Genomic DNA, 8,480 nt, shown 5'->3' with positions numbered 1-8,480 from the left:
GCCAATCGCCAAATTCGTGTCCACCACAAAATCCTGTGGGAGCGGGCTTGCTCGCGAAGAGGCCGTGTCAGTCACCATCCCTTTGCCTGCCCCGGCGCCTTCGCGAGCAGGCTCACTCCCACAGGTTTTGATGGTCTGTCAGGGACTCGACGGTGGTTTCGCCAGCGCAATGCCGGCATCGCCCAACCGCTTGAGAATCTCGAACAGCAGATCACTCTTGGTCCCGCCGACGATCCGCGGGCTGCCGACGTAGCCCGTCACCGTCAGGGTGATGCCCTCTGGCGACAGTTTGCTGAAGCGCACGTAGGAGGCCGGCTTGTCGAGGATGTTTTCGTTTTCCCGGTAGGTGTTCAGCAACAGTTCCTTGACCTGCTCGGGGTCGATGTCCAGCGGGAACATCAGCTCCAGGCTCGCTACCCCTTGGGCACTGCCGCCGAGGGTGACGTTGCGCAGGTTCTGCGAGATCAGTTGAGAGTTAGGCACGATGACGATGGAGCGGTCGCTGAGCTGGATTTCTGTGGCCCGCACATTGATCCGGCGGATGTCGCCCTCGACGCCGCTGATGCTGATCAGGTCGCCGACCTTCACCGGGCGCTCGGTGAGCAGGATCAGCCCGGACACGAAGTTCTTGACGATCTCCTGCAGGCCGAAGCCGATCCCCACCGACAGCGCGCTGACGATCCACGCGAGGTTGGTCCAGCGCACACCCAGTGACGACAGGGTCAGCAGGATGACCGCGGCATAACCGATGTTGGAAAACAGCGTGCTGAGCGACGCGCACATGCCCGGGTCCATGTCGGTCTTGGGCAGGAACTCGTGGTCGAGCCAGCGGCGCAGGGCGCGGATCAGGTAGATGCCGATCAGCAACGCCAGCACCGCATTGATCAGATGGCCGGGCACGATGTTCAGCTTGCGCAACCCGGCGCCGCCGAGGATGCCCATGATGTTGGTGGTCAGTTGGCCGAGCGTGGTGCCGATGCCGCCGACGAACAGCGTGATCACCGCCAGCAACAACAACCCGGCACGGCTGACGCCGGACAGCACGATCGAGATCTGCTCCAGCCGGCGGTCGCCCAAGCCCAGAGTCTGTTTGATCGCCTTGCCCGCCGAATAGCGCGGCGAGAACAGGTATTCGCAGGCGTCCTTGACCACCTGGATCAGCAGATAAAACCCCGACAGCACGATATAGGCCCACACCAGTTCATAGGTGATGAACCGTGCCAGCGACACATAGCCGGTGAGCAGGGCCAGCGCCGACACGCACATCGACACCGTGGCAATGCTGTAGATCACCCCGGCAAACGTGCTGCCCGCTGCCGGGTCATTGGCGGTGATCAACGCCTTGCGAACCTTGCCGGTGCGCAACAGCATCGGCACCAGAACCGCGATCACTACAATCGCGATCACCCCGCGCTGGGCAATCACGATCTGACTGCTCATGCCGGTGGCGTTGCTCACTTGCACCAGCGTCACCAGCACCAACAGGGTCGCGGCGAGAATCCGCGGGAAGGGCTTCAGTGTCAGCGCGACGGCATCGGCAATTGCCGGCAGACGCCAGGAGGGATGCTGTGTCGACAGCAGCGCGCGGCTCAGCGCGGTGATCATCACGCAGGCATAAACGGCTTTCTCGAACTCCTCGGAAAAAGTCGAAAGCATCGGCGGCAACGGCTCGTGGCGGGTGCAGGCATAAAACAGCAGGTGCAGGGCAATGGCCGTGGTGCCCACGGTCGCCAGGGCCGAGGCGAACGCCAGTGCGCTACGGCGCAGGCGACCTTCAGGCATGCGGTGGATGCACAGCCAGGTCAGCCCACGCTCGGCAAGGCGGCGTCCGGCAGTCCAGAACACGGCCGCCAACAGCACCAGCACGCAGGTGAAAAACCGCTGTCCGGGCGCCCAGACCATGGCCCAGGCGCTGTTCACCTGGTCGATGAAAAAATCCAGCCGTTGCCGGTCGTCCGGTTCCGGCGAAACCAGAGGTGACCAGAAGTCCGGACTCAGGATGCTGTCGGTTCGCAGCGTCAGTTCACTTTCGAGCAGCGTGCGCCGGATGCCGGCGATTTGCGTGATCAGGTCGGCAGCGCTTTGTTTGAGCGTAGCGAGACTCTTGAGCGTGGTATCGACCCTGGTCTTTTGCTCACTGAGTGTCGCCCGTTGCGCGGCGATATCGACTTGTTCAGCGGCGATCTGCGTATCCGGCGCGGCACCGAGCACACCCAGTTGCACCGCCAGTTGCGCCTGCTGTGGCAACAACGACGCGGACAACCGGTCGACATCCAGGATGAACGTCTGCACCCGGTCCTGCGGGCCTTCGAGCTGGTTGTAATTGTTGGCAGCGGAAATCTGCTGCTTCAAGCCGTCGAGGCGCAGTTGCAGGGCTTGCAGATCACTTTGCGAGACTTCCACCAGCGGTACCGTGGTGGTCATCGATGGCGTCAGTATTTCTGCCGCCCACAGCGCCGAACCACCCGGGGCAAGCAGGATCAGCGTCACAAAAAACAATGACTTCAAGGCGTTGCGCATGAGTAGGGCCGGTTCTCGTTGATCACACACGCTATGAGGTTAGGTGATCGAACCGGCAGCCGAGAAAAATTTCAGGCGAGCAGGGCTGGCCGGTACACCAGCCGCGGCCTGTGTGCGTCCGGCTAAGGGGGGCTTTTCGGATTATTGGTCGCCCGCGATGCCTTGCGAAACGGCAGCAACATGCCGACGCGTTGCTGATACTCCAGGTATTGGCGGCCGAAAGCGCTGACCAGATCTTTCTCTTCCAGATGCGCGCCGATCAGGATGTACACGCTACTGGTCAGGGCGAACAGCAGATGCCCGACGCTCATCACCGGCGTCGCCCAGAAGGCAATCAGAAAGCCCAGGTACATCGGGTGCCTGACAACCTTGTAAAGCGATGGCGTGAGGAACTGCGAAGATCGCGGCTGAGCATCCTGAAAGGCCCGAATGGCCTGCTTCAGACCAAACAGCTCGAAGTGGCTGATCAGAAACGTCGACAGTAATACCAGCCCCCAGCCGAGCCAGAACAGGCCCGAGAGCAGGGCGCCGGTCACTGTCGACGTAACGTCCCAGACCGGTGTGGCGATCGGTCGCCAGGCGTACAACAGCAGCACCAGCACCAGGCTGCTGCATAACACGTAAGTGGCGCGCTCGATCGGGGCGGGGATTACCCGGGCGAGTCTGGCCTTGAAGCCTTTTCTGGCCATGAAGCTGTGCTGAACGCCGAACAGGGTGATGAGCAGGATATCGACAACTATCGAAACCACGAGAGCGTGCTGCGGCCCCGAGTCGATGTGCCTGGGCACCAGCAATCTGCCCAGAAAACCGATCAGGTACAGGGTGGTGAGGAGAAACAGCAGATAGCTCGTCAGGCTGTATAGCAGATAGAGCAGGTGAGTGGCCCGGCGAGTTGATCGCTGGGGTGTTGGCGAAGGGGTATTCATGATCCATGCCTCGCGGTCATGGCGTGGACTGCAAACTCGCACCTTGGGGTCGGGATTGAAGAAGGCTGATCCTTCAGTCTGGCAGCGTATGCCCATTGCGGCCGGGTGGCGAGTAGAAATCGGTTGAGGCCCTCAGTCTCAGCTAAGTATCGGGCCGTATCTTTTGTTCAGCGCAAGTTCGACGCTGCTCAGGAGAGGTTACCCGCACATGAATCCCGCTAAAGCCGGATGGCTGAATAAAGTCCCCGAAGTGACACTGGCCTTCTGGGTGATCAAGATTCTATCGACGACCGTAGGGGAAACCGGCGCCGACTTCCTCGCCGTGGATGCGGGGTTCGGCGCTGGCTGGACCAGCATCGGCATGGCGCTGCTGCTCGGTGGCGCGCTGTTCCTGCAAATGCGCAAAAGCGCCTACTCGCCGTGGATCTACTGGTTGACCGTGGTGCTGGTGAGCATCGTCGGCACGCAGATCACCGACATCATGACCGACATGCTCGACATCAGCCTGTACGTCAGCACAGCGGTGTTCTCGGTGCTGTTGGCGTTGAACTTCCTGCTCTGGTTCAGCCTGGAGCACAACCTGTCGATCCGCGAAATCAACACGCCGCGGCGCGAACTTTTCTACTGGTCCACGGTGCTCTGCACCTTCGCCCTGGGCACCGCCGCCGGGGATCTGGCGACCGAAGCGCTGGGGTTGGGATTCACCGTCGGTGCGGTGATTTTTGGTGCGCTGATTGCGGCGACACTGCTGGCCTGGCGTCTGGGGGCCAACGTGGTGCTGACTTTCTGGATCGCCTACATCCTCACTCGCCCGTTCGGTGCTTCCCTTGGTGACCTGCTGACTCAGGCCAAGACTTATGGCGGCCTTGGTATGGGCGCCGCCTGGACCAGCGCAATTTTCCTGACCGTCATCGTGCTGTTGGTGGCGGTCGCGCAAATCAGCCTCGGCAACCGCAAAACCGCCATTCAATAACCTTCAGACACTTATCAAGGAATCAACATGCGCGCCTTCCAATCGACTTTTCGCCATGTAGCAATCATCTCGTCTCTGGTGCTGCTCGGCAGCCTGACCGGCTGTTCGAAACCCGTCGACAAACCTGCTGCCGGTACCCCCACCAGCTCGATGAGTGCGCCGGCGCAGTCGGGCTCGAAACTGGGCGATCTGAGTGAGTTCCGCAGCATCGCTGCCGACGTCACTGCGCTCGTCGACAAGAATGATTTGCCCGCTGCCAAGACCCGCATCAAGGATCTGGAAACCTCCTGGGATTCCGCCGAAGCCGGCATCAAGCCTCGGGCCGCTGCTGACTGGCATGTGCTGGACAAAGCCATTGACCGCGCACTCGACGCCCTGCGCGCCAGTACGCCGAAGCAGGCTGACTGCAAGTCGGCCATGGACGACTTGCTCAAGGCGTTCGATGCGATGAAAGGCCAGCAGTGAGCCTGCATTGGGCCGGCGGCGGACAAACGCCGGCTCAAGTGCTTCAATACAGGCGCGACGGGGATCACCGTCGCGCCTTTTCTGTCGGAGCGGTGCATGCGGATTCTGCTGGTCGAAGATGACCTGATGATTGGGGATGCCATCGAAGGGGCGCTCAAGGAGGCGAGCTACGCCACCGACTGGGTGAAAAACGGCCTGACTGCGCTGGCGGCGCTCGACACCCAGACCTACGATCTGGTGCTGCTGGACCTCGGCTTGCCGGGCAAGGACGGGCTCGATGTGCTGGATGCCATTCGCGCACGCAACAACCCCGTGCCGCTGCTGATCATCACCGCCCGCGATGGTCTGGATGACCGCCTGCGCGGGCTCGATGGCGGCGCTGATGACTTTCTGCTCAAACCCTTCGCCATGGCCGAATTGCTGGCACGCATGCGCGCGGTACTGCGCCGTCGCGGTGGCAACGCGCAATCGTTGCTGGATAACGGCGAGGTGTCGTTGAACCTGGTTTCCAAACAAGCTTCCACCGTCGATCTTGCCGAGGTGCAACTCTCCAGTCGCGAGTTCGCACTGTTGCAGGCGCTGTTGATCCGCCCGGGGGCGATTCTCTCGCGCAGTGAACTGGAGGACCGGATCTACGGCTGGGGCAACGAAGTGGAAAGCAACGCGGTGGAGTTTTTGATTCACGCGTTGCGACGAAAACTGGGGAACCATGTCATCAAGAACGTCAGGGGGATGGGATGGATGGTTTCAAAAGGCGTCTGAGCGACTCGGTGCAGTTGCGGCTTTCCGTCACGCTGTCGCTGGCGATTCTCATCGTCGCCGTGCTGGCCGGGGCGTTCGCGTTCATCTCTGCACTCAAAGAGGCGCACGAGATGCAGGACGAAAGCTTGCACCAGGTGGCGGTGTTGTTCGATCGCCAGCACATGACCTTGCGCTATCCCGGTGCCGAACGGATCGTCGGCGACGACGAAGAGTCGCGGATCATCGTGCAGTACCTGGCCGACAGCACCAAAGCGACCGGCAACGATGACGCCAGCATTCCGTTGCCGTTTCCGGTGACACTGGCCGACGGCCTGTCGACACTGAACATCGCCGGCGAAGACTTTCGCGTTCTGGTCAGGACCACTTCGACAGGCGAACGCATCGTGGTCGCGCAAGAGGCCGACGTGCGCGACAAGGAGGCGCGGGAAAGCGCCTGGCGCAGCCTGCTGCCGTTTCTCATTCTGTTCCCGGTGTTGCTGTTGGTGGTCGGGGACCTGGTGCGCAAGCTGTTCCGGCCTATCGCGACGCTCTCGGCAGAGATTGATCAGCGCGACCAGCAGGCGCTGCATCCTGTCGATGAACAGCACCTGCCGAGCGAAATCAGGCCTTTTGTCGTGGCGATCAATCGGTTGCTCAAGCGCGTTGCGCAGGCCATGGAAACGCAACGGCGGTTTATCGCCGATGCCGCCCATGAACTTCGCTCGCCGATGACCGCGCTATCGCTGCAGGCAGAGCGGTTGGCGTCCACGCCCATGTCCGAGGCGACCCGGCAAAGCTTTATGCCCTTGGCCCAGGGCATTGAGCGCAGCCGCAAACTCATCGAGCAACTGCTGGCGTTGGCCGCCGCGCAATCAGTCGTGCAACGGTCAGAGGTAACGGTTTCGGTGCACGCCGTGTTTCGTCAGGTGCTCGAAGATCTGCTGCCACTGGCAGAAAACAAGGGCATCGATCTCGGTGTGGAAAGCGTCGAGGACGTGCAAGTCGTGATCAACGAACTGGACCTGTTCATTCTGATCAAGAACCTGGTGGACAACGCCATTCGCTACACCCCGGCGGGCGGCCGGGTCGACTTGAGTGTCGAACCCTCGGAGCAGGGCGCGCTCATTGACATCAAGGACTCGGGGCCGGGTATCCGCGTTGAAGAGCAGGCGCTGGTGTTCGATCCGTTTTACCGCAGCCTCGGCACGGGGGAGGCAGGGTCCGGGTTGGGGCTGTCCATCGTCATGGCAATCGCCGAGCGAACCGGGGCACGGGTAGGCCTGGGGTATGTGGATGAGGTGGGGCAGCGTGGCTTGCGGGTTTCGGTGTGGTTGAAAGGCCGGTCGTGAGGGATCGCGGCACCTGAAATACTCCACCGAAACGCTTTTGAATGCTCACAAAACCTGTGCTCATTTTCGATCTGATGTGGGAGTTAGAGCTTGCTCGCGATGGCATCGGCTCAATTCTCCTGTTTATCCCGAATCTTTCCTGGTACTTACCCGTGCAGTGACCTTTTTAAGCTTGCTGAAACGTTTCATCAAGTTTATAAAAAGGGCACAACTCCAAGAAAGGCTGCTGCCATGACCCCGCTCAAACTCGTTGTTGCCCTCAGCGCGCTGTCCGCTGCCTCCCACGCCATGGCCTGGGATTACGTTCTGCTCGACACCGACAAAGCCGCCCAGAACTGGCAGATCACCAGCCAGCAACTCGGCATGAAAACCGACAAACCCTTCAGCGTTACCCTGCGCACCTTGCATGGCGGTCGGCAGGAGGGCGTCAGCATCGTCGACATCGATAACGGCACGATGAAGCTCTCGGTGGTGCCGACACGGGGAATGAACGTCTTGCAGGCTTCGGTCGGCAATGTGCGCATGGGCTGGGATTCGCCGGTCAAGGAAGTGGTCAATCCGTCCTTCATCGAACTCAATGGCCGCGGTGGTCTGGGCTGGTTGGAAGGTTTCAATGAACTGGTCACCCGCTGCGGATATGAATGGGTCGGCCACCCCGGCGTCGATAACGGCGAACTGCTGACTCTGCACGGTCGGGCCGCCAACATTCCTGCAAACAAAGTCACCCTGCACATCGACGAATTACCACCGTACGCCATCACCCTGCGCGGCGAACTGAAAGAGCAGGCGTTCAAGAAGGTCGACTTCTCCGTCGCGACCGAACTGGTCACCGAGCCCGGCAGCGTCGTGTTCGCCCTGAATGACACCCTGACCAACAACGGTGACTATCCGAAGGAATACCAGGCGCTGTATCACAGTAACTTCAGCACCCCGTTCCTGGAGCAGGGTGCTCGTTTCGTTGCGCCGGTAAAACAGGTGTCGCCGTTCAATGACAAGGCCAAGGGCGATCTGCCCGAATGGCAAACCTACCGCGCACCGACCAAGGACTACGACGAAACGGTTTACAACATCGTGCCGTATGCCGATGCCAAGGGCGATACGTTGGCCGTGTTGCATAACAAGGCCGGCAGCCTGGGCGTTTCGGTCGGTTTCAATACGCAGACATTGCCGGTGTTTTCGCTTTGGAAAAACACCGATACCCAAGGCCAGGGTTATGTCACGGGGCTTGAGCCGGGAACAAGTTTTTCCTACAACCGCCATTATCAGCGGCCACTGAACCTGGTACCCACAATCGGGCCGAAGGAACACAAGCAGTTCCGCATCAGTTACAGCTTGTTGGCGGATAAGGCGGCTGTGGCTAAGGCCTTGAAGCAGGTGAGTGAGATTCAGGCTGGGCGCGAGACTGAGGTGCGGCAAACACCGTTGGTTGATCTGACCAAGGGTTGACAGGCCCTTGTAGTGTCCTTGCTCATCGAATGCCTGGGTTCTGGTTTACTCAGTTCTGGA

7 protein-coding genes are annotated in these 8,480 nt (G+C 60.7%); 5 read left to right on the top strand and 2 right to left on the bottom strand.

The features are described 5' to 3' along the window. Nucleotides 1-138: 138 nt before the first annotated feature. Both U862_RS0128325 and mddA read right to left on the bottom strand, forming a co-directional pair. Complete coding sequence (locus tag U862_RS0128325) at nt 139-2,520, bottom strand: DUF3772 domain-containing protein (RefSeq protein ID WP_025113483.1); 2,382 nt, start codon at nt 2,518-2,520, stop codon at nt 139-141. A gap of 122 nt (nt 2,521-2,642) precedes the next feature. Continuing rightward, nucleotides 2,643-3,446, bottom strand: a complete 804-nt coding sequence (gene mddA / locus U862_RS0128320) for a methanethiol S-methyltransferase (protein ID WP_025113482.1) — start codon at nt 3,444-3,446, stop codon at nt 2,643-2,645. A 208-nt stretch (nt 3,447-3,654) separates the two neighbouring features. Here mddA and U862_RS0128315 point away from each other — a divergent pair, with 208 nt between their 5' ends. The 5 genes from U862_RS0128315 to U862_RS0128295 all read left to right on the top strand — a co-directional run bounded on the left by U862_RS0128315 (nt 3,655) and on the right by U862_RS0128295 (nt 8,420). Next, entirely contained in the window at nt 3,655-4,419 is a 765-nt protein-coding gene (locus U862_RS0128315) for a membrane protein (protein ID WP_025113481.1), read from the top strand. Nucleotides 4,420-4,446: 27 nt separating this feature from the next. Continuing rightward, nucleotides 4,447-4,884: a hypothetical protein gene (locus tag U862_RS0128310; protein WP_025113480.1), complete on the top strand. Its 438-nt coding sequence runs from the start codon at nt 4,447-4,449 to the stop codon at nt 4,882-4,884. Nucleotides 4,885-4,980: 96 nt separating this feature from the next. After that, nucleotides 4,981-5,646 (top strand): response regulator, encoded by a 666-nt coding sequence (locus U862_RS0128305; protein ID WP_025113479.1) that lies wholly within the window; start codon nt 4,981-4,983, stop codon nt 5,644-5,646. Next, nucleotides 5,622-6,974 carry an ATP-binding protein gene (locus U862_RS0128300; protein ID WP_025113478.1) on the top strand — a complete coding sequence of 451 codons (1,353 nt, stop codon included), beginning with the start codon at nt 5,622-5,624 and terminating at the stop codon, nt 6,972-6,974. Before U862_RS0128305 ends, U862_RS0128300 begins: the two co-directional genes overlap by 25 nt. Before the next feature lie 231 nt (nt 6,975-7,205). Next, a complete protein-coding gene (locus tag U862_RS0128295; RefSeq protein ID WP_025113477.1) occupies nt 7,206-8,420 on the top strand; it encodes an aldose 1-epimerase family protein in 1,215 nt (404 codons plus the stop codon). Nucleotides 8,421-8,480: the final 60 nt, after the last annotated feature.

Source organism: Pseudomonas sp. H1h (assembly GCF_000633255.1).
Taxonomy (GTDB): Bacteria; Pseudomonadota; Gammaproteobacteria; order Pseudomonadales; family Pseudomonadaceae; genus Aquipseudomonas.
Note: the sequence above shows the minus strand (reverse complement) of the source record. Positions and strands in the feature narration are given on the sequence as shown.

What these genes read in the sequence shown, in the direction of transcription:
- U862_RS0128305 (WP_025113479.1), top strand. Translation starts at nt 4,981, where the DNA reads ATGCGGATTCTGCTGGTCGAAGATGACCTGATGATTGGGGATGCCATC.
- U862_RS0128315 (WP_025113481.1), top strand. Translation starts at nt 3,655, where the DNA reads ATGAATCCCGCTAAAGCCGGATGGCTGAATAAAGTCCCCGAAGTGACA.
- U862_RS0128300 (WP_025113478.1), top strand. Translation starts at nt 5,622, where the DNA reads ATGGATGGTTTCAAAAGGCGTCTGAGCGACTCGGTGCAGTTGCGGCTT.
- U862_RS0128295 (WP_025113477.1), top strand. Translation starts at nt 7,206, where the DNA reads ATGACCCCGCTCAAACTCGTTGTTGCCCTCAGCGCGCTGTCCGCTGCC.
- mddA (WP_025113482.1), bottom strand. Translation starts at nt 3,446, where the DNA reads ATGAATACCCCTTCGCCAACACCCCAGCGATCAACTCGCCGGGCCACT.
- U862_RS0128325 (WP_025113483.1), bottom strand. Translation starts at nt 2,520, where the DNA reads ATGCGCAACGCCTTGAAGTCATTGTTTTTTGTGACGCTGATCCTGCTT.
- U862_RS0128310 (WP_025113480.1), top strand. Translation starts at nt 4,447, where the DNA reads ATGCGCGCCTTCCAATCGACTTTTCGCCATGTAGCAATCATCTCGTCT.